The following is an 18,802-nucleotide window of genomic DNA, read 5'->3' as shown; positions in this document are numbered from 1 at the left end:
CGGCTCTCGTATCAGGTGTTGACGATCTGCGCCTTCTTGCGCAGCTCATCCATATATTTCTTCTCGTTCGGGTTTTCGCCACCCTTGGCCTTCATCAGGTCTTCGGACTTGAACACCATTTCCGCCGCGTAATCGTCGGAAACCTGACGCTGCTTGCAGATTGCCAGATATTCGACGCCCTTTTCGGTCACACGTGTTCCTGTGGTGCCGCCTTCCTTGGTCTTTTCCACCAGAGGCTTCCACTCTTCCGGCAGTTCGGGCGCCAGAATCCGTCCAAGATCCTTGATCGCCACGTCCCGCATGGTGGCCGCGAAAGTCATGGCCTGGTCGCAGCCGGGATAACGCTTGCGCGAGGCTTCAGCCTCGGCCTTGCGCTTGCCGGTGATGGTATTGCGCTTCGATTCCGGAATGACAAAGATCACCTGTTGCAGGAAATATTCCGTCGTTACCGGCTTGTCGCCGCGTTCCCTCAGGCGGGTGACGAGGTCCTGGTTAGACATCTTGCCACGCGCACCATAACGGGCGTTCACAAGGCGCGGCCAGCTCATCTGCACGGCGATGAAGGCTTTGAAGTGGTCGGCGCCGACACCGGCCTTGGAGAGGACCTGAGACAGCTGCTCCGGTTTCATTTTGTTGTTGCCGGCAAAGCGCGCAAAAGCCGCATCGACCTCTTGGGTGCTGACGGACATTTTCACGCGACCGATTTCTTCGCGTTTCAGCGCCTCATCAACCAGCTGCTCGCGGGCTTTTTCGTTGAGATTGCCAGATTGGCGCTGCAGCTTCAGGAAGGCGACGCGCTTGGCAATATCATCATTGGTAATGGGGGTCTTGTTGACGACGATTTTGACCGTGCTGTCGGCGAAGGCCTGGCTGGCAAAGGGCGCAACGGCCATGGGAACGGCGAATATCGCAAAGGCGAAAGCAGCGCCACGCAAAGCCGTCTTTCCGAAATTCATCATATCCTTCTCCCTTTCGTCGGGCGGGGGTCTGTTTCCCCGTCCCGCCAATCTGTTCTGTCTGCCAATGGGGAATATTCCTTACCCTGGCTTTTCAGATCTGCACCTGTGCATCCGCACCGCGAATTTGCCACGTATATATCATCGCGATCTGCAAGACGGCAATGTGTCGGTTTGTTGAAAGAAACCCGATGGTCCTATACCGGACGGACCCTGGCGCGTTGTTGCGGCAAAACCGTGACTTTTACTGGCTGGATGGCAAAAAGGCAGGCCACGATGCTATATGGCCTGCCTTTAACCTCAGTAATTGTTCGGTTTCCAGCCGATATCCATATCGGCCCAGTCCTCGTTTGCGGAGCCAATGCTGACATCGCCGAGCGTGCGGAACGCCAGACGGGCATTGATCGACCAGTCATTGGCGGCCTGCCGGCTGGACGTGATATTGCCCTCGTCGGAGTAGCTGACCGTCAAGATCGTGCATTCATCCTGATAGGCAATGCCAATACGGCGCTCGGCGGCAAATTTTCCGTTCAGATCGTAGTTGATCGAGCCGAACAGCGACCAGTTGTCGTCCATGCGCAGCGTACCGGAGGCCTGAACGATATCGCGGTCTTCATTGTAGCCGTACTGCGGCTGCGCCTTGACCTGCGTATAGCTGAGCTTGCCGGTGAGGCGGCGGTCCGAATAGCTGACGCCTGTCTCGGAACGGTTGATCTCGAGATTGTCCTTGTCGAAGCGCAGGCTCGACGACAGCGAAAGACCGATTGGCGCATCGAAGGCTGCCATGGCGACGTAATCCGAGCGGTCGGATTCGAGACCGGAATTCGCGCCGACATTGACGAGATCGTAGGAGGCGAAAGAATTGTCACCCGCCAGATGGAAAGACTGGCCGGCAATGGCGCGAATGCCGTAGCCATTGTCGAATGTGCCGTTGTAGCGCAGACCGATGTTTGCGCGCGTGCCGCCCTCGATCCGGTCGAAACCGGAGAACTTGTCACGTTCGAACAGGTTGGTCGCGTCGAACACGAAAGCCTGCGAATCTTCGTTGGGGAAGCGGCCGGCATATTGTTCGTTCGGACGCACGAAAATCTGCGCAATCGGCTCGATCACGTGGTTGCTGTTAAGCGCCGTGAACAGCCAGGGGTAACGCACTTCCAGACCGCCGGTTACCATGCCTCGCAACGCCGCATCGTCCTGCATCATGCCCTGATAGGCATAGGACGTGCCACCCGATGTAAAGCTTGCCGCCGACATATCCGTCCACAGCGCATCGCCACGGGCGGCAAGGATCGGCGTGATCTGCAGGCCGCTATCCATCGTGAAGGTGCGCTTCCATTCGGCTTCGGTGGAAAGGCGCGTATAGTTTCCTTCAAGCCCGTTGAACCGCGAATAGCCTCCAAGCGCGTAGGCATCCTGTTTCTGGCGGGTGATGCTGGTCAGGTTGGTGGTCAGCGAAAGTTCGCCGCCATAGATCGGATCCGGTACGAAATAACGGTAGTCGACAACCGGATGAACGATGGCCTGCTTGCGCTCGTTGGATTCGTTGTTGTCCGTATCCTGAACGTTGAAATAATAGCCGCGGGCATCGAAGCTGTTCCGCTCGCCTGCGCCAGCCAAATAGATCTGATTGGTCTGGACGTCGTTCTTGTAACCCTTCAGCCCATAGGTACGCGAAAAGTTGTTGTCGGTCTGCACCATGGCATCCCAACCGAACGCCCAGCGCGGATTGATGGAGAAGTTACCCTTGCTGGCAATCATGCCGCGATTGTCGTTGAGGGCGTCACTGGTTCCGGCAGTAAATGTATCGGACTTCAGCTGGCTGATGCCGGCGACGGTCACGGTGTGCATGCCGGTTTCGAAACGCTGGCGCAGTTCCGCCTGCAGAAGCAGACCCTGCGTCGTGTAATAGGTCGGGGTAACGGTCACATCCGAGGTGTCGGACAGAACCTGAAAATAGGGCACGCCGATGCCGAAACCGAGGTTGTCGGTAATGCTCATTTGCGGGAAGAGGAAACCCGACTTCCGCTTCACCGTATTGTCCGGAACCGTCAGGAACGGCACATAGGCGATCGAATGGCCGAAAAGCTGCAAGCGGGCTTTTTCCAGCCGGATCGTATGAGTCTTGCCGTCCTGAATGACACGTTCAGCCTTGACCTGCCACAGCGGCGCCTTTTCGGGCCGTTCGGCGCATGGCAAACAGGCAGTGTAGACGCCGTTATTGAGGACCATGCGGTCGCCTTCGAGCCGTTCGGCGCTTTCACCCGCGATGCGGGTATTGTCCGGGGTCTCGACGCGAAGCGCATTGACGAAGCCCTGACCGAAATCGTCAGTGACATCCATCTCGTCGGCATAGATTTTGTTGCCGCCGGGCTCGATCAGCTCGATGTTGCCGTGCGCAATCACGCGGCCCGTCTGCTGATTATATTCCACTTGCTGGGCCACCATACGGTAGCCCGAATAATGCATGCGAACCACACCCTTTGCGATGACACGCTGGGAATCGCGATTATAGGTCAGTTCATTTGCCGTAAGCAGGAGTTTCGAATCGTCTTGGCTTCCGGGCGCAAGCAAACCACCCTGGCCGAAAGCGACCGGGCTGGATGCCAAATATGCGCACACAGCGGCACCTGTCAGAAGGGCCGTCCAAAGCCGCCTGATATTCCCGCGGTCATATACCGCCACTAGCCGTCCTCCTGATGAAGCAGAATGGTTGCCCCCAAAGCCAACGCCACGATGACTGGAACCCAGACCGCGACGGTGGGAGGGACAACGCCACCACTCCCGAATGCCCTTACGAGCACGGTTACTACATAAAGCACGAAGCCGGAAACGATTCCACCCAGAATCACGGAGCGCGACTGGACGAAGCGGCTGAACTTTAATGAAACTGTCGCGGCGATCAAGGTCATCGCAACCAGAAGCAGGGGCGTCGATAGCAGGAAATGATACTGCGTCTCAAGCGCTTTCGAAGACAGTCCAAAAGACTTTGCAACTTCGATCTTGTGAGAAAGATCAAAGAAAGCAACGGTTTCCGTCTGCGTCATACGTTCCTGAACGAATTCCCGTCTCAGATTGGTACTGATCCGCGTGCTCTCTTGCCGAACTGGCACATGTCCCGCACGGGTTTCCGCGACGCCGTTAAGAAGCCAGTAACCATCTTCCAACTTTGCCGACTTCGCGTCCTGCCGGGAGACGATGTTGCCGGCCTTGTCGAGGTGTATCAGAACCACGTCGAGAAGCATGGTCCCGTTGTCTTCGAAGCTCTTAGCGCCGATGATCGTATCCTGGCCGCCGCTCGACTGGCGCATCCAGGGAATGATGTCCTGCTGGCGTCCGCCGCTGCCTTCGTTGCGCCAGCCCGCTTCCATCGACAGCGACTGGTTTTGCCCCCAGGCGGCGATAGGGTTGAGGACGAGGACGGACAGGATTCCAAGAAAGACCGCACCAAGGACAAAAGGAAGGATGAATTGCCAGGCGGAGACGCCTGCCGCACGCGTGACGACTAGCTCGTAACGCCGGTTGAGCGAGATCAGCGTCGTCATGCCGACGAAGAGTGCAATGAAGGGAATAGTCTGCTGCAGGATCAGCGGCAGGCGAAGCGCGGTGAGGCCAAGTGCGCCTGGAACAGAATAGCCTGGCACGCTGGACATGCGCCGCGCCGTTTCGCTGAAATCGGCAAGATAGATAATTGCCGATACGCCGAGCAGGAACCAGATGGCCGTGATCAGATACCGTTTGAGGAAATACCGGGCGAGGGTGCTGAAAATCATGCGTTACCGCTCCCCGAGCTTCGCGCCAGCCGGCTGGAGAAAAGACGGCGCAGACGGCTGGCCGTATCCGCGATGATCTTCGGCATTCTCGGCTTGCGACCCGTGATGAGAATAAAGGCGGCGGCGGCACCGCTGAGGCCCGGCACGGCATAGACCAGCGGAATGAAGGCCGCGCTCTGCTTGACCTGGTTGGTGACGTAAAAACCGAGCCAGCGCAGCATGAAGGCCGTCACCAGCGCAGCGACCATCGGATGCATCCGCGCTTCACGATGCGAGCGCGCATCAGCGGCTATGACCAGCGATATCAGTGCGAAGGCGAAGGCGAACATCCAGTCCGACAGGCGCTTGTGCAACTCACTGCGGAAGCTTTCGGGAGACCGCTTGTAACTCGCGTTGTTCTCGTCTGGCGAGAGAAGGAAACCGAGGCTCGCATCGCCCGGAGAAAGCGACGGTTCGGAAGTCTGCTTTTCCGACATGGTCGAAAGGTCGAAGGCATAGGACAGGAACTTGACGATGGAGACCTTGCCATCAGGTGTTTTCTGCTGGACTTCGCCGTCGCGCATCGTCAGCGACGTGCCGCTTTCATCGATCATGCCTTCCTTGGCGTAATAGATAAGATCGAAATTGGGATCGCGGCGGTCGGCGACGAACAGGCCCTTGAGGATACGGCCCTGACGTTGGGCGATCTGCACATAGAGGCCGTCCTGAACAGCGCGGAAGGTCTTTTCCTCGATCACCGACGAGAGGAGGTCGGCATAGGCAGCCGCCACCATCTGCCTGGCCGAATTTCGGGCAGGCGGCTCGATGAAGTTGGTGATGGTGAAGGACAGCGCACTTAGAACGGCAGCCAGAATGATAACCGGGCGAAACATCACAGAGCGCGACGATCCGGCCGCATCGATGATGGCAAGCTCGGAATCGTTGTTCATCGCCGTGAATGTCTGGGTGATGCCGATGACGAGGGCGAAAGGCAACACGACGGGGATCAGCGTCGGCAGGATCATCGTCGCCAGCGCCATGAAAGAGCCCATCGACTGGCCGGTATCGGTGACGAGGTTGATTCTCTGGAGAACCTGGATGGTCCAGATGATGGCCAGCACCGGCAGCAGCGCGACCAGAAACATCTGCGTTGTCCGTCGCAGGATATAGTTCTCGAGAAGCTTCATACTGCCCTTGTCGACATTGTTTTTCTGCGCGATCGCTCGCCGGATTTCCGCCTATCTAATCGCATCGTTTGCAATTGGCTATTCCGGCACGCTCACAAAAATGTTTTGCACGATGATTTTTCCACCGCCTGTGTCTTTTTGTGGAACAAGCTGTCGGTTTCATGACGCGATCGGCCATTCCACAAAAATGCCTTTCCTTTATCGAATGTCGGCCTTTAAAGAATGTGAGCCTTTAAAAATGCAGGGTTGCGCCGGGGGCCGAAAAGGCCATGATCGGGCGCACACGCAAGTTATCCATGAAGAGCAGGAAAACATGTCCGCCAAATTCGATATTTCTTTCGCCAATTCCGCCTCGCTTGAAAATACCCTTGCCGTTGTGCTGCAAGCCTCGGGTGAGGCGCAGGCAGCTGCCGGCGCATCGGAAGCCGATCCGGGCGGCGTGCTTGAACGGGCGGCAAAGATTTCTGGCTTTTCCGCAAAGTCCATGACCATACTCGACGTGATTGCGCCGCAGGGTTCGGGCGCCGACCGGCTTCTCGTCATTGGCCTCGGCAAGCCGGCGAAACTTGTCGCCCATGACTGGTTGCGTGCCGGCGGCACCGCTGCCGCCAATTTCAGGAAGGCGGACAAGGTTGCCGTCTATCTAGATGCCCCGGGCGTCGATGTCGGTGCGCAGGCGGCTGCGGATTTTGCGCTTGGCCTGCTGCTGCGTGCCTATAGCTTCGATGCCTATAAGACCAAGAAGAAATCCGATGATGAGAAGTCGCCGAAGAAAGTAGAAATCGTCATCGTGACGGCAGTCCATGAGGAGGCGGAAAAGGCCTTTGCCGTGTCGGAGGCCGTCGCGGGCGGCGTTGTCCTGGCGCGTGATCTCGTCAACCTGCCGCCGAATGTTCTCGGTCCTGTCGAATTCGCTGAAAAGGCGGAAGAGTTAAAAAAGCTCGGTGTCGAGGTCGAAATTCTCGGCGAGAAGGAGCTGAAGAAGCTTGGCATGAACGCGCTTCTCGGTGTGGCGCAGGGTTCGGCGCGTCCGCCCCGGCTTGCGGTCATTCAGTGGAACGGCGGCTCCAAGAAGGACGAGCCTATCGCCTTCGTCGGCAAGGGCGTTGTGTTCGATACCGGCGGTATCTCGCTGAAGCCCGGCCTTAACATGGAAGACATGAAGGGCGACATGGGTGGCGCTGCCGCCGTGACCGGCCTCATGCACACGCTCGCGGCCCGCAAGGCGAAAGCCAATGTGATCGGCGTCATCGGTCTGGTGGAGAACATGCCTGATGGTAACGCCCAGCGTCCCGGCGATATCGTCACCTCCATGTCCGGCCAGACCATTGAGATCATAAACACCGACGCCGAAGGCCGGCTGGTTCTCGCCGATGCGCTCTGGTACACCAAGGAGCGTTTCAACCCGAAATTCATGATCAACCTCGCCACCTTGACGGGAGCGATCACGGTTGCACTCGGCAATCTTCAGGCTGGCCTTTTCTCGAATGATGACGAGTTGGCTGCACGTCTTTCGCAGGCGGGCGATGTTACGGCGGAAAAGCTGTGGCGCATGCCGCTGGGCAAGGATTACGACAAGATTATTGATTCCAAATTCGCCGACATGAAGAACAGCTCTGGCCGTCTGGCGGGCTCTGTCACCGCCGCTCAGTTCCTCAAGCGTTTCGTGGGTGAAACACCCTGGGCGCATCTCGATATCGCTGGCACCGCCATGGGTTCGCCGATGACCGAGATCAACCAGTCCTGGGGATCCGGTTACGGTGTGCGGCTGCTGAACGAACTCGTTCGCGCCCATTACGAAGATTGATGCGACCGGAGCTGCAAGTCCGCAGATGACTGAAATCCTGTTCTACCATCTGACGGAATCGAAGCTGGAGGATGCATTGCCGCCCTTGCTCGAAAAATCGCTGGAACGCGGCTGGAAGGTCGCGATCCAGACGGTGGACGAGGAGCGCCGCGATTTCCTCGACACGCATCTGTGGACCTTTCGTGACGACAGTTTTCTGCCGCACGCAACGGATAGCTCTGCCGCGCCGCAAAACCAGCCGATTCTTTTGACGGCGTCGACTGCGAACGGTAACGAGGCGAGTGTGCGGTTTCTCGTCGACGGTGCCGAACCGCCGGCGGTGGAGGGCTATGAGCGGATAGTGTTCATGTTCGACGGATATGATGCCTACCAGCTGGAAATGGCGCGGAACCACTGGAAAAGGCTGAAGACCGAAGGTCATGCGCTGACCTATTGGCAGCAATCGCCGGAAGGCCGCTGGCAGAAGAAAGCCTGATCACAGTTTCCCACACAAAAAGACTGGCAAAAATTCGCATGTGGCGCAGCCTGCCGGTTTTCGCATTATGAGCCGAATCAGACATAGCTGTCTGATCCGGCCGACAGGTGACGGACGGTGGCGGCTGCCACAGACCAAACAGCAGAAGGACATCATCATGGGACAGGCGATTTCACGGCCCGACGGGGAAATAGAGCGTCTGGTCGCGGTGCGGTCAATCATGTCCGTCAAGAATGCCGAGATGCCGGAACTGGAAGTGCTGTCTCGATTGGGGCAGGGCGTCTTTGACGTACCGCGTGCGGCCGTCCATATCGTCGATGAGGACTGGCTCCATATTGCCGAACAGGCGGGAATGCAACTTTCGGAATGTCCGCGCGATCTGTCGATCTGCAACCGAGTAATTGCCAGGCAGGATGTCGTGGTCATTTCCGATCTGACCCAGCATCCGGATTTCCGCTTCATGTCCTATGTGAAGGGCGGTCCCGGATTGCGTTCCTATGCTGGCGCGCCGATCGAGCTGGAACCGGGTCTTGTGGTCGGCGCCTTTTGCCTTGTCGATACGGTGCCGAGAAAATTCTCTCAAAGCGAAATTGACAATCTGAAGCACTTTGCGCTGCTGGCGGCCGCACTCCTGCGTTTACAGAAGGCCAATTTCACAATGAGTCTGGCGGAGCGTGAATTGCGGGATGCGGTGATGACTGATCCGTTGACCGGCTTTTACAATCGCAAGGCGCTGGAGGCGATTGTCGATGGCCAGCTTGGCGCGGCTCTGCGTGAGAACGAGGCCTTCGGCGTGCTCTATCTCGATCTGGACGGTTTCAAGGCGATCAATGACACGTTCGGCCACCCGGCGGGTGACAGGGTGCTGACCGCTGCCGCCGACCGCATTCGCAATTCGATCCGCAGCGAAGATACGGTGGTGCGCATGGGGGGCGACGAATTCGCCATTTTCATACCCCGTCCCAGCACGTCTGAGGTGATGAACGGACTGGCAGACAGGCTTCTGGAAGCCTTCCGTGAACCCTTTGATGTTGACGGGCAGGCGGTCGGTGCGCGTCTCAGCATTGGCGGCGCCATCGCTCCTCAGGCCGGTGCTGACCGCGCCACGCTTTTGCGCAGCGTTGACGAGGCACTGTATCAGGCAAAAAAGTCAGGGCGCGACCGTTTCGTCAGCCGCGCCCTTTGATGCACCTGTCTTCCGGAAGGCTTCCAAAAGCCTTTCGGCTCCTCAGTCGTAGAAGGAATCCACGAATTTGTGGCGGCCGAGCAGGAAGGCATCGGCCACATGAGTCAATGGCGCAAGATCGACATCAGAGCGTCCGGCCTTGATGATTTCCGCAAAACGCTCGTAGAGCGCCGGATATTCCCGCTCGGGTTCCGACACCGCCTGCTCGCCATTGATGGAGAGCTTCGCGCCGCCTTCCGAAAGCACCATCTGCCCGGCCGCCGTTTCGGCAACGATATCCCAGCTCTGCTTGCCGGTCTGGCGCCAGTCGAACTCGGCGCGCACGGGCATTTTCGTAACGTCGGAAAAATGCAGCTCGGCAGCGATGGGCGCGTCGCGGTTTTCCGGGAACTCAAGCGTTGCCTTGGTCAGGAAGAGCGCGCGGGGCAGGATGTGGGTGATGATCGACAGCGCATTGATGCCGGGATCGAACACACCGAGACCGCCCGCCTGCCAGATCCATGCCTGGTTGGGGTGCCAGTGGCGCACATCCTCTTTCCAGATGACATGCACGCTGTCGATTTTTGTCGAGGCGAGAAACGCCTTTGCAGCTTCAACGCCCGGCGCATAACGCGAGTGCCAGCTTGCAAATAGCGAAAGACCCTTCGAATCCGCAAGGCGAACGAGATCCTGAACTTCCGAAAGCGTTGCGCCCGGTGGCTTTTCGAGGAAAACGTGCTTGCCGGCATTCAGCGCCGCATATGCAGCCTCGTAACGGTACTGCGGCGGCATGCAGAGCGATACGGCCTCGATATCCTCGACGGCCTCCAGCATGGTCTCGATGGTGCCGTAAGAAGCGACGCCATCCACGGTACCGTGGCGGCTGGCCGTGCAGATCAATTCAAAATCCGGATTGCCTGCGATGGCGGGAAGGTGCTGGTCGCGAACGATTTTGCCGACGCCGACGATGGCAAGCTTGGTGGCTGACATGAAGTGGGACCCATTTGTATGATGCGTGGGATAAAGTGTGACTTTACGAGTTTTTTAACAGAAACGATCAAAGGAGCAAGGCGATCGTCCTTGCAGGTCTCGTCTTTTTTCCGTGCGTAACGGCATGGCAAAAATCGGTATGCATATTTTATGTTGCCTAATATTTGAAATGTTAAAATATTGTTTCAAATTTAAAAGTATTGATTTTTATAACTTAATGCTTTTAAAATTCGAACTCGAAGTTAAGTTCCGAAATATTAATGTATATTTTATATTTAAATCAATTTCAATTTCATTATTAAATGTATTATAGTCATAATTTAAAATACATATTTATATTAATTTTGTAATTATTTAAATGAAGGCAATTGTCAACTAAATACATACAGCGTAATTCTCGCATCTTTATCTACGCTAAGTTCTTTAGTTTCGATGTAAAATTCGTTAGTTAGACTGTCTCGATGGTTTTTTCGTTCGGTTGTTGGTTGGCGCTTCGCTTCGTTGCTTGATTTTCCTGCTCGGCATTGTGCGACGCCGGCGGTGAGGAGGTATTCGAACTCGTGTCTTGTCAGCCGCTTGCTGTTGGCACGTGTCCGGCGATTTCGCCCGGGGCATCCCGCGGTGGAGCGACAGGTCGTGTGGAGCGATTGGCTATATGTGCTGATTTCCCTGCGTAAACGCGGGATTTGTGAAGGTCAAACGCCGGAACCACGGCAAAAGAATAGTAATGACCGGGGGACATGCAGAGATGATGGAATTGATCGCCGCCCAGGCGGCCGCGTCAGCCGCCGAGTTGCCGTTCCTGCTGCTCCAGGCTGCGGCCCTTGTCGGCATGGTGTCGGTGCTGATCCTTCTGCAGCGAAACATTGCTCTCGATGACGCTCGTTATAAAATCTATTACGGCATCATCTTCGGGGTTACCGGTTTCTTGCTGACGCTACTGGTATCCGAGTTCATCAAGCTGCCTTCCAAGCCCTATATCCGCTCTGACCTGCTGTTCCTGGCTGGCGTGTTGGGGTCCTGGCAAGGCGGCTTGATAAGCCTGGCACTCGTCTCCGCAGGGCGATTTTTGTTTGGTGGTCCGCCACTCTTTGGGGCCGCTTTTCTGGATATGAGCATTATCTCGGCTTTCGGGATGGCAATGTATGGCTGGATGCGCCGGCGCAGTCTCACTGAACTCGGCGTCCGCGAGGTCTTCGGCGTATTCGCGGTCAGGATTTTCGCGGCGTTGTTCGCTGTTTGCGTGACCTATAGTCTCAGCATGATAAATCAGGACGTTTTTCTCAGTAACGTCGGACGGCGCATCTTCGGCTCGTTGGTTGGGTTGCCGATGATCGCCTGTCTGTTTCTGTTGCTGCGCAGCGAGGCGCGGGCGCGTGAAGAGGCAAGGAAACGCGATGCTGCGGCGCGGACGGATTCTTTGACGGGCCTTCCAAACAGGCGCGCCCTCAAAGACCATATCGAAGTCGTGATGCGGCAGGAGCCGGCCGTTCCACACGCTCTCCTTCTCATAGAAATCGTCAATATGGCCGATGTCGCCGCCTGCCAGGGCGAGGATTGGGGCGATCTTTTCTGGCCGAGGCTGGCACAGGAAATCTGCAACGATGGCAACGGTCTGCTGTCGAGTTCCAATGCACCGCGCAGCTTCATGTTCGGCGATACCACGCTTGCAGTCGTCATGTCGGGGATTTCGCTCGAGAAGTCGGAAAGCACAAGGCTGATAATGCGTCTCCATGACGGGTTAAGTACATTTTCACGGTCTGCGGATCCAGAACCGGTGCCGCATCTGAAAATCGGTGCCGCTAATCTGGATAAGCTTTCCCGGCAGAACGTGGCTTCCTTCCTCCGGCAGCTTAGTCTTGCGCTGCGAGGAAGCGAAAATCCGGTGCAGATATTCCCCTTCTCCTTCGCCGATAAGGCCACGCGGGACGAGGGGGTGCGCCAGATGCTGGTCAACTGGATCAGATCCGGCAAGCCGCCGATATTTTATCAGCCGAAATTCGAAATGCACAATCGCCGCATGATTGGCGCGGAGGCTCTTTTACGGGCGGTGGATGCGTGCGGACAGCCGCTTTCGCCCTATTATGTGCTGGAGATTGCCGAGCGTCACCGGCTGCTGGTGGAGTTTGAATGGTCGACGATCGAAGCCGTCGTCCGCGACCTCATCGACCTGCGGGGCCTCGACCCGGACTTTCATCTGGCGGTGAACATTTCCGCATCGTCTTTTGCCACTGCGGGCTTCGGAGAGCGGGTTGTGGCCTTTTTGAACGAGATGGGGGTCCCGGCGCACCGTCTGTCGATCGAAGTGACGGAGATGAGCAGGATACCGGCCATCGACATCGTGCAGCAGAATTTCGACAGGCTGAGCGAAGCGGGCGTGCGGCTGGCGCTCGATGATTTTGGCACCGGTTATGCGGCACTCACCCTGCTTGCGCGGTTCCCCTTTGAGGAGGTCAAGATCGATCACTGGATGACGTCCCGGCTTGAACAGTCGCGGTTCCGGGAGGCCATCGCGCTCGCCTTCGAAAGCGCCGAACGTTACGGCGCCACGCTGGTGACGGAAGGTATCGAAACGGAAGAGCAGAGCAGGCTGCTCATGCAGATGGGAATCCGTTTCGGTCAGGGCTATCTTTATTCGCCCGCCGTGCCGCTCGAGCGGCTGCAGCCTCGCAGGGAATGCGCTTAGATTTTCGCACCAGCATGATGACGCATCACTGCGTCATCGCATCCTCATATTCGCTCGAAAGCATCAGCCACTGCTCCTCGGCGTCCGAAAGCTTGCTCGCGGCTTCGCCACGCTCTTTGACTTTCTGCGCGGCCTTGGCAGGTGCCTTTTCGTACAAAGCAGGGTCCGCCAGTTCCTTGTCGAGCGACTGAATCATTTTCTCAAGCTTCGCCGTCAAAGATTCGATTTCATTGATCTTTTTCTTCAGCGGCGCAAGCTGGGCGCGTTTTTCGGCGTTGGCCTTGCGCTGGTCGGCTTTCGATGTCTGGTCGGCGGCGGCTTCTGTCTTCTCTTCCTTCTTTTTTCCGGAAGAGACGACGAGATCGCGATATTCCTCCATGTCGCCTTCAAAGGTCTTCACCGTGCCGTCGGCCACCAGCCATAGGCGGTCGACAGTTGCCTCGATGAGATGCCGGTCGTGCGAGATGAGGATGACGGCGCCGTTATAGTCGTTCAGCGCCTCGATCAGCGCCCGGCGACTGTCGATGTCGAGATGGTTGGTCGGTTCGTCGAGGATGAGCAGATTTGGCGCATGGAAGGCCGCAAGTCCCATCAGCAGCCGGGCCTTTTCACCGCCGGAAAGGTCTTTCGCCGCCGTCGCCATCTTCTCCGTCGCAAGTCCCATCTGCGCAACCCGCGCCCGCACCTGCGCTTCAGACGCCAGCGGCATCAGCTTGCGCACGTGTTCGACCGGTGTCTGGTCCGGCACGAGATCGTCCAGCTGATGCTGCGCAAAGAAGCCGATCTTCAGGCCCGGGGCGATGCGAAGATCGCCCGCTTGCGGCGCAAGCCGACCGGAGATGAATTTCGCAAAGGTCGATTTGCCGTTGCCGTTGGAACCGAGCAGCGCGATGCGGTCGTCATTATCGATGCGGAGATTGAGCTGCTTCAGAATGGATTTGCCCGGCTCGTAACCCACGGCACCGCCATTGATAGCGACGATGGGTGAGGCGGGCTGCTTTTCCGGCTCCGGGAACGTGATCGGCTGGACGTGGTCCTCGATCACGGCGGCGACGGTGCCCATGCGCTCCAGCGCCTTGATACGGCTCTGCGCCTGGCGCGCCTTGGTGGCCTTGGCGCGAAAACGGTCGATGAAGCTTTGCAGATGTTTGCGCGCGGCGTCGTTTTTCACCTTCGCCTTCATCTGCAATTCGTCTGCTTCGGCTTTCTGGCGCTCGAACTGGTCGTATCCGCCGCGATAGAAGGTCAGTTTCTTCTGGTCCAGATGCACGATGGAATTGACGGCATTGTTCAGCAGATCGCGGTCGTGGCTGATGATGATGACGGTATGCGGATAACGCCGGATATAGTCTTCCAGCCAGAGCGTGCCTTCAAGGTCGAGATAGTTAGTCGGCTCGTCGAGCAGCAGGAGGTCGGGTTCGGCAAACAGCACGGACGCGAGCGCCACGCGCATGCGCCAGCCGCCGGAGAACGAAGAGGCGGGGCGAAGCTGCGCCTCGTGATCGAAGCCAAGACCGGCAAGAATGCTGGACGCGCGGGCTTCGGCCGAATGCGCGTCGATATCGACCAACCGCACCTGAATTTCTGCGATCCGGTGCGGGTCTGTTGCGGTTTCCGCCTCGGCCAGCAGCGCGCTGCGCTCCTTGTCGGCGGAAAGCACGATGGAAATCAGCGATTCTTCCGTTCCCGGCGCTTCCTGCGCAACCTGGCCGATGCGCGCGAGTTTCGGGATCGTTACCGAACCGCTTTCCGCTGAAAAGTCACCGGTGATGACCCGGAAAAGAGTGGATTTGCCGGCGCCGTTGCGGCCAACGAGGCCCACCTTCACGCCAGCCGGAAGCGTCACGCTGGCGTGGTCGAGAAGCAGGCGCCCGGCGATGCGGGCGGAGAGATCGGTAATCGTAATCATGGCGCCGTTTTGGCCGAACTGCGTGGCCAAGGCAAGAGCGCGCGCGCCACACCAGATCAGATATGCAGCTTCAACAGCCGAGCTGCGCCAGATAGCTGCTGCGGCTGCGTTGAGCCACGTCCCGGGAGTAGCCTATGACGCAATTGCGCGTGCCGCAGCGTGCGGACAGCAGGGCGAGCTCGGCATGGCTGAAAAATTCGGCTGATGTCGCGGTGCAGTCCACTGCCGCAACGCCGATCGAGACGGTCAAATGCTCGCCGTCGCCCTCACTGGTGACGAAACGCAGCGCCTCGACGTTCTGCCGCAACCGCTCTGCAATTGCTTCAGCTGTATTTTGCGAGACGCCGGCGAACAGAAAAGCGAACTCGTTTCCGCCGATGCGGGCAACGAAATCGTCCTTCTTGATCGTCTTGCGGAAAAGCGCTGCCAGCCGGCGCAGCGCCTTGTTGCCGGCGGTGGGGCCGTATTTGCCGTTGATTTCGCGGAAATGGTCGATGTTGAGCAGCACAAGCGATGTGGCTGATGCCCCCTGAGCGCCCGAAAACAGGTCGGCGAGCTTCTCGAGGAAAGCCGCCCGGTTGGGAAGCGCCGTCAAGGCATCACGCAGGGAATTCGTCTGAAGATCGGTCCTGCTTTTCTCAACCTCGCGGATTTTCATCAGCCCCATGGAAACGAAATGCCGGAGACTCGTTTGTTCCTCGTGAATATCGCCCATCAATTGCGCAAGCCGCTCCGTTGCAGGCAGCTCGGAGTGATCTTGCCCGGAAAGACTGGCAATAAATGTTTCGGTGCGTTGCAGGCCGGCTTCCAGTCGCGCGGAAATCTGCTTCAGCGTCTCGAAGGCCGTCGCTGCCATCTGCTCGGCCTCGATCTTCGAAAAACCCGGCAGATTGTGTCTCTGGCCGACAATATCGATTTCATGCTGTTGCGGCGCGTTGCCAAGGGCGAGAATATCGCGTCCCATCGCCGGGTTATGCCCCGACAATATTTCGTAGATCAGTTCGTAGTTTCGCGGCAGCGGTGCAATATTCATCTTGTCGATGAACTGAGCAATTTTTGTAAAGACGAGACCGTTCCTTGCCTTCTCGCGTTTTTTATCGCCCGCCGTTGACGTCACTGACAGCCCCAATACCAACAAATTATGAATGCACCGGTGATAACCGATTGTTGAACGCGATTATTTTTACAAGCAACGGTTTAAAATAGGCTAAACCTGACGAGGTTTTCATTGCCGTGAGACCCCAATTCTCGTGGAGGGGACGGTTGAGCGCCGGATGCGTTTTTTGATCAGTAGTATGACAAATCCTGATTTGATTTCAGGCGGCGGTCGTTTTTATATCGCATCATCGATGTAGCAGAAGAGGGTGCAGCCTATGACGACCTCCAGAACCTTATATTCACTTTGCGGAAGCGATAGCGCACGGCCGTTTTCTCCCCATTGCTGGAAAACCGTGCTTTCGCTGGCGCATAAGGGGCTGGATTTCGAGGAGCGTCCCTTGCCCTTCACGGTCATCCCGACGGTGGAGGACGGTTTTTCGAGGACCGTGCCGATCCTTCGTGATGGCGACCAGCTGGTGAGCGACAGTTTCGAGATCGCCCTTTATCTGGATGAGGCCTATCCGGAGCGGCCGTCGCTGTTTAACGGGGAAGGCGGCAAGGCGATGGCGCGTTTCGTTGAAAGCTGGTCGCAGACGGTGCTGCACCCGGCCATCACCCGCATTGCCGTGCTCGATATCCACAATATGCTTGATGAGCCTGACCGCCTTTATTTCCGCGACAGCAGGACGAAGGCGCTCGGCCGGACGCTCGAGGATGTGGTGGCGAACCGTGAGGCGGAAATCGCGGCCTTCCCAGCGCTCCTGGCGCCGATCCGCCGCATGCTGGGCTTCCAGCCTTTCATCGGTGGCTCATCGCCGCTGTTTGCGGACTACATCGTTTTCGGTGCGCTGCAATGGGCAAGGATTACCACCGGAGCGGATCTGTTTTCCGAAAACGACCCCGTCCGGGACTGGTTCGAAGGCTGCCTAGACCTCCACGACGCCAGAGGCCGCAGTGTGACAGCGGCGTGAAATGTCTGCAGCCATCGTCGCAATGTGGTTGATCCCCCTTGTTTTCGGGCCTTTGGGCGGGTAAAGACCGCCCACTTTCTCTATAGGAAAAGGAAACGGACACATGGCGATTGAACGCACATTTTCGATGATCAAGCCGGACGCAACCAAGCGTAACCTGACTGGCGCGATCACCAAGGTATTTGAAGACAACGGTCTGCGCATCGTCGCCTCCAAGCGCGTCTGGATGAGCAAGCGCGAAGCCGAAGGCTTCTACGCCGTTCACAAAGAGCGTCCCTTCTTCGGCGAACTCGTTGAAGGCATGACCTCCGGCCCGACCATCGTTCAGGTTCTGGAAGGCGAAAACGCTATCCTCAAGAACCGCGAAATCATGGGCGCAACCAACCCGGCCCAGGCTGCTGAAGGCACCATCCGCAAGAGCTTCGCGCTTTCCATCGGCGAAAACTCCGTTCACGGTTCGGACGCCCCTGAAACCGCCGCACAGGAAATCGCCTACTGGTTTGCCGAAACCGAAATCGTCGGCTGATTCAAAATATCAACGGCTTGAATCGCCCTCTCAGGCGATGGCATGAAGCCGCTGAAAAGACTCGATGAAACGGAGCCGAAAGGCTCCGTTTTTTTGTTTTATTGCCGATAGAAGTTTACGCCGAAGCAATCCCCACGGGCCTCAGTCCTTTGACGAGCCCATGGATGAGGGGAGGTTTTCACGACGCCGGACACCCCTCGACAGGACGCATATCCGTCGTGCCGTCCGCTTTGAACACGTCCGGATTGGGTGTGTAGAGCGGGCCGACCGTCAGCGGTTTGGCGGGAAGGAGCGACTGGTCGGTGTCGGAGCGGATGGTGGTCTCTATCGTCTGCAGTACATCGCCTTCCGGCCCTTTGATGCGGATCGTGACCTTGTAGGGGCGGTCCTGCTTGACGCATTCGACCGGCGGACTTTGAACGGCGATCTTTTCATCTGCCGGGAAAATCTTCTCCCTGGTCGTCAGCTCGGTGCCGCCGCGGGGATTTTCGAAGGTCGCTTCCAACGTGCTGCCGTCGCGGATGGGGGCGATGCGCTGCAAGGTCACGAGATAGGTGGCAATCGCCACACGGTAGTTGAAGACGAACATGCGGCCGGAAACCTTCGCGACATCGCGCGGCTCGTCCCGCTGACAACCGGAAAGACCGAGCACCGTAGTGATCGCCAGCAACGGAATGGTTATTCCTTTCATGCCTGCGCTTCCTTCTTGCGGTGATAATGCCGGCTGGCTTTCTGCCGGTTGCCGCACACCGTCATGTCGCACCAGATGCGGCTTCTGTTCTTGCTGCGGTCGATGAAAAGCCAACCGCAATTGCCGCAAATCCGCAGCCGTTTCCGCGTCTCCGCCGCAAGCAGCGACAGAGCTGAATGGGCGGTCGCATTGGCAAGGCTCTCTCGCAGGGGAAACAACCGTAGTGCCGTGCCGCATGCGAAGAGTAGCCCGGCCAGCCGACCGTCGTCATCGTCGCCACTCGTCATCGAAGAGCGGAAATAATCGTCGATCGCCTCGCGAAGATCGAGAAATACCTGCCTCATGTCCGCTTCGGGCGCGATGAGTGCGGGAAACCTGTCGCGCTCCGCTCCGAGTCGGGTCGACGCCTCGGCAAAGGTGGCGATCTGTTCGGGGGCGGCAAAACGGTCGACCGATTTTGCCGCGTCCGCGCGCAGGATGACGCTATTGGCGACATCGAGGGCCAATGCGCCGCCTGCGAAACGATGTTCTGTCCAGCGAAATGTCATGGCGACATTATAACTATCAAAATGGATTTTAACAGTTATAATGC

The 18,802-nt window shown here is 57.6% G+C and carries 15 protein-coding genes; 6 read left to right on the top strand and 9 right to left on the bottom strand.

The window, feature by feature from the left end:
• Positions 1 to 11: 11 nt before the first annotated feature.
• The 4 genes from ASD46_RS01900 to ASD46_RS01885 all read right to left on the bottom strand — a co-directional run bounded on the left by ASD46_RS01900 (position 12) and on the right by ASD46_RS01885 (position 5,892).
• Positions 12 to 959, bottom strand: coding sequence for a peptidylprolyl isomerase (locus ASD46_RS01900; protein ID WP_025592980.1), 948 nt, complete (start codon positions 957 to 959; stop codon positions 12 to 14).
• Positions 960 to 1,256: 297 nt separating this feature from the next.
• Positions 1,257 to 3,638 carry an LPS-assembly protein LptD gene (locus ASD46_RS01895; protein ID WP_025592982.1) on the bottom strand — a complete coding sequence of 794 codons (2,382 nt, stop codon included), beginning with the start codon at positions 3,636 to 3,638 and terminating at the stop codon, positions 1,257 to 1,259.
• Positions 3,638 to 4,726 carry an LPS export ABC transporter permease LptG gene (gene lptG, locus ASD46_RS01890; RefSeq protein ID WP_060641830.1) on the bottom strand — a complete coding sequence of 363 codons (1,089 nt, stop codon included), beginning with the start codon at positions 4,724 to 4,726 and terminating at the stop codon, positions 3,638 to 3,640. Before lptG ends, ASD46_RS01895 begins: the two co-directional genes overlap by 1 nt.
• Positions 4,723 to 5,892: an LptF/LptG family permease gene (locus tag ASD46_RS01885; protein WP_003512402.1), complete on the bottom strand. Its 1,170-nt coding sequence runs from the start codon at positions 5,890 to 5,892 to the stop codon at positions 4,723 to 4,725. The genes lptG and ASD46_RS01885 overlap by 4 nt, the downstream gene beginning before the upstream one ends.
• Before the next feature lie 313 nt (positions 5,893 to 6,205).
• On the opposite strand from ASD46_RS01885, the gene ASD46_RS01880 reads away from it, so the two are divergent.
• From ASD46_RS01880 to ASD46_RS01870, 3 genes are all read left to right on the top strand, one after another.
• Entirely contained in the window at positions 6,206 to 7,699 is a 1,494-nt protein-coding gene (locus ASD46_RS01880; RefSeq protein WP_025592984.1) for a leucyl aminopeptidase, read from the top strand.
• Between the two features lie 25 nt (positions 7,700 to 7,724).
• A complete protein-coding gene (locus tag ASD46_RS01875) occupies positions 7,725 to 8,174 on the top strand; it encodes a DNA polymerase III subunit chi (protein ID WP_025592987.1) in 450 nt (149 codons plus the stop codon).
• Between the two features lie 157 nt (positions 8,175 to 8,331).
• Entirely contained in the window at positions 8,332 to 9,360 is a 1,029-nt protein-coding gene (locus ASD46_RS01870) for a sensor domain-containing diguanylate cyclase (protein WP_025592989.1), read from the top strand.
• 42 nt (positions 9,361 to 9,402) lie between these two features.
• Here the strand turns inward: ASD46_RS01870 and ASD46_RS01865 are convergent, their stop codons facing one another.
• A complete protein-coding gene (locus ASD46_RS01865; RefSeq protein ID WP_003512408.1) occupies positions 9,403 to 10,329 on the bottom strand; it encodes a Gfo/Idh/MocA family protein in 927 nt (308 codons plus the stop codon).
• A gap of 748 nt (positions 10,330 to 11,077) precedes the next feature.
• Between ASD46_RS01865 and ASD46_RS01860 the strand changes: the two genes are divergently transcribed.
• Entirely contained in the window at positions 11,078 to 13,015 is a 1,938-nt protein-coding gene (locus ASD46_RS01860; protein WP_025592990.1) for a GGDEF domain-containing phosphodiesterase, read from the top strand.
• A 25-nt stretch (positions 13,016 to 13,040) separates the two neighbouring features.
• On the opposite strand, the gene ASD46_RS01855 is transcribed toward ASD46_RS01860, so the two are convergent.
• Both ASD46_RS01855 and ASD46_RS01850 read right to left on the bottom strand, forming a co-directional pair.
• Entirely contained in the window at positions 13,041 to 14,924 is a 1,884-nt protein-coding gene (locus ASD46_RS01855; RefSeq protein WP_025592992.1) for an ABC-F family ATP-binding cassette domain-containing protein, read from the bottom strand.
• Positions 14,925 to 14,994: 70 nt separating this feature from the next.
• The gene (locus ASD46_RS01850) at positions 14,995 to 16,041 is read right to left on the bottom strand and encodes a GGDEF domain-containing protein (RefSeq protein ID WP_025592994.1); all 1,047 of its coding nucleotides are present in this window, start codon (positions 16,039 to 16,041) and stop codon (positions 14,995 to 14,997) included.
• Between the two features lie 256 nt (positions 16,042 to 16,297).
• On the opposite strand from ASD46_RS01850, the gene ASD46_RS01845 reads away from it, so the two are divergent.
• The gene (locus tag ASD46_RS01845) at positions 16,298 to 16,993 is read left to right on the top strand and encodes a glutathione S-transferase family protein (protein WP_038490568.1); all 696 of its coding nucleotides are present in this window, start codon (positions 16,298 to 16,300) and stop codon (positions 16,991 to 16,993) included.
• Positions 16,994 to 17,096: 103 nt separating this feature from the next.
• Positions 17,097 to 17,519 (top strand): nucleoside-diphosphate kinase, encoded by a 423-nt coding sequence (ndk, locus tag ASD46_RS01840; RefSeq protein WP_003502118.1) that lies wholly within the window; start codon positions 17,097 to 17,099, stop codon positions 17,517 to 17,519.
• Positions 17,520 to 17,697: 178 nt separating this feature from the next.
• On the opposite strand, the gene ASD46_RS01835 is transcribed toward ndk, so the two are convergent.
• Complete coding sequence (locus ASD46_RS01835; protein WP_003512417.1) at positions 17,698 to 18,210, bottom strand: hypothetical protein; 513 nt, start codon at positions 18,208 to 18,210, stop codon at positions 17,698 to 17,700.
• On the bottom strand, positions 18,207 to 18,758 hold the full coding sequence (locus tag ASD46_RS01830; RefSeq protein WP_025592997.1) for a CGNR zinc finger domain-containing protein: 552 nt from the start codon (positions 18,756 to 18,758) through the stop codon (positions 18,207 to 18,209). Before ASD46_RS01830 ends, ASD46_RS01835 begins: the two co-directional genes overlap by 4 nt.
• Positions 18,759 to 18,802: the final 44 nt, after the last annotated feature.

This window comes from Rhizobium sp. Root491 (genome assembly GCF_001427205.1).
GTDB classification, from domain to species: domain Bacteria; phylum Pseudomonadota; class Alphaproteobacteria; order Rhizobiales; family Rhizobiaceae; genus Agrobacterium; species Agrobacterium tumefaciens.
This window is presented reverse-complemented; position numbering and strand designations above follow the sequence as displayed.

Excerpts from the sequence above, each read along its gene's own strand:
- ASD46_RS01870 (WP_025592989.1), top strand. The coding sequence starts at position 8,332 with ATGGGACAGGCGATTTCACGGCCCGACGGGGAAATAGAGCGTCTGGTC.
- ASD46_RS01835 (WP_003512417.1), bottom strand. The coding sequence starts at position 18,210 with ATGAAAGGAATAACCATTCCGTTGCTGGCGATCACTACGGTGCTCGGT.
- lptG (WP_060641830.1), bottom strand. The coding sequence starts at position 4,726 with ATGATTTTCAGCACCCTCGCCCGGTATTTCCTCAAACGGTATCTGATC.
- ASD46_RS01855 (WP_025592992.1), bottom strand. The coding sequence starts at position 14,924 with ATGATTACGATTACCGATCTCTCCGCCCGCATCGCCGGGCGCCTGCTT.
- ASD46_RS01885 (WP_003512402.1), bottom strand. The coding sequence starts at position 5,892 with ATGAAGCTTCTCGAGAACTATATCCTGCGACGGACAACGCAGATGTTT.
- ASD46_RS01860 (WP_025592990.1), top strand. The coding sequence starts at position 11,078 with ATGATGGAATTGATCGCCGCCCAGGCGGCCGCGTCAGCCGCCGAGTTG.
- ASD46_RS01900 (WP_025592980.1), bottom strand. The coding sequence starts at position 959 with ATGATGAATTTCGGAAAGACGGCTTTGCGTGGCGCTGCTTTCGCCTTT.
- ASD46_RS01845 (WP_038490568.1), top strand. The coding sequence starts at position 16,298 with ATGACGACCTCCAGAACCTTATATTCACTTTGCGGAAGCGATAGCGCA.
- ASD46_RS01830 (WP_025592997.1), bottom strand. The coding sequence starts at position 18,758 with ATGACATTTCGCTGGACAGAACATCGTTTCGCAGGCGGCGCATTGGCC.
- ASD46_RS01865 (WP_003512408.1), bottom strand. The coding sequence starts at position 10,329 with ATGTCAGCCACCAAGCTTGCCATCGTCGGCGTCGGCAAAATCGTTCGC.
- ndk (WP_003502118.1), top strand. The coding sequence starts at position 17,097 with ATGGCGATTGAACGCACATTTTCGATGATCAAGCCGGACGCAACCAAG.
- ASD46_RS01875 (WP_025592987.1), top strand. The coding sequence starts at position 7,725 with ATGACTGAAATCCTGTTCTACCATCTGACGGAATCGAAGCTGGAGGAT.
- ASD46_RS01880 (WP_025592984.1), top strand. The coding sequence starts at position 6,206 with ATGTCCGCCAAATTCGATATTTCTTTCGCCAATTCCGCCTCGCTTGAA.